Origin of the sequence: Actinomadura sp. NPDC048032, assembly GCF_040653175.1 — a bacterium.
In the GTDB taxonomy this organism is placed as follows: Bacteria; Actinomycetota; Actinomycetes; order Streptosporangiales; family Streptosporangiaceae; genus Spirillospora; species Spirillospora verrucosospora.
The window spans coordinates 1-1,458 of record NZ_JBEZJP010000789.1; the positions used below are offsets into that span (position 1 = coordinate 1).

The 1,458-nt window shown below is 69.7% G+C and carries 2 protein-coding genes; both read right to left on the reverse strand.

What is annotated here, in order from left to right; genetic code table 11:
* Window positions 1-326 precede the first annotated feature (326 nt).
* Window positions 327-800, reverse strand: a complete 474-nt coding sequence (locus tag AB0C69_RS42225; RefSeq protein WP_345186525.1) for a DUF2752 domain-containing protein — start codon at window positions 798-800, stop codon at window positions 327-329.
* A gap of 3 nt (window positions 801-803) precedes the next feature.
* A complete protein-coding gene (locus AB0C69_RS42230; RefSeq protein ID WP_345186521.1) occupies window positions 804-1,094 on the reverse strand; it encodes a CD225/dispanin family protein in 291 nt (96 codons plus the stop codon).
* Window positions 1,095-1,458 lie beyond the last annotated feature (364 nt).

Sequence of the window (1,458 nt, forward strand, 5' to 3'; positions counted from 1 at the left end):
GGGCGCGAAAAAGGGCGGCGCGCCGGCCGCCCGGATCAGAGGGAGAGCATCGCCGTGTCCGCGATGGCCCGCAGGGTGTCGGGGCCGGCGCCGCCAATGCGGGCTCATCCAGGGAACATAGGGCTACTTCCATCACGCACAGAGTGTGATTGCTGGCCGGGGGCCTGCGCGAGCGAATTTCGGCCCAGCACGCTCCACCGGGGGGCAACTCCACTGGAAAATCACGGCGGAGCTGCCGCGAAGACCGGGGAGCCGGGGGCCATGGAGCGCCTGGCATGCCGCGCCGGGCATGGCGAAGGGAGCGCCCGGCCCATGGCCGTTGGTGGTCAGGCGGCGAGGGCCGATCCGACAGGGAGGTTCCGGATCAGCCAGAAGAGAAGGATGGCGCCGAACAGGGCCCAGATCAGCGCGGGGTGCGCCACCTTCGTCCTCACCGGACGATCCAGGGCGCGGGCTCTCGCCCACCGGAGCCAGAAGAACGCCAGAACCGGGAGCATCGCGACGGTCAGCACGTTCAGACCGAAGGCCTCTTGGAGATGGCCGTGGGCCAGCGCGTGGACGGTGCGCATCGAACCGCAGCCCGGGCACTGGAACCCGGTGAGAGCGAGGAAGGGGCATGTCGGATAGTGCCCCGCCTCGTTGGGGTCGACCGCGGCGACGTACAAGACGGCGGCGACGCTGAGGACCAGCACCCCGCCGGGCCGCAGGAGCCGGACGGCGAGGGGCTGTCGAGAACCGTCCGGTGCTCCGGGAACCGGCCCGCCCCGCGGGAGCGGGACGGGCCGGGACTCATCCGTCATCGGTCAGCTGCCGCTGTTCCCCGCCATGGCGATGAAGAAGTAGATGGCGCCGACGACCACGCCGAGGACCGCGGACACGATCGCCCAGGTCTTCGCGTTGTTGGAGGACTTGATCGCACCGGCCTGGTCGCCCGCCGACCACTTGGAGTTGACCTGGGCGGCGTAGACGATGGACACGACGCCTGCGGGCAGGCAGCACAGGATGGTGGTCGCGATCGCCCACGGGAGGTGGTTCGGGGGCGGAGAGCCGGCGCCGGAGCTCGGGGGCGGCGGCGGGGCGGGCGGGTAGGCCATGGTGGTACCTCTCCTGCTTGGGCTGGGTGATCTACTTAGATAGATGGTGACAGGCCCCACCGGGTTCCCCCAATACGCTGCAACCTGCGGAGGAGCATCGGACCGGGGTGCCGATTTGACGCGGGCGCTCCGACCGCGTAAGTTAACCCCTCGTCCCCTCACGGATGCAGGACGCCCGCATGGCGGCCGGCCGAACCATGGGGAAACCACCTACGAACCAGCCGACACGGCTTCGTCGTGTCGGCCGTGCCGTGCCGTGGTGGGTCGGAAAAGCTCGATTTTGACAATCGGGCCGGATCTGATGAAATAGCAACACCGCCGGGAAGGAACCGCGCAAGCGGAGGCGGCAGGGCGTTGCGGGCGG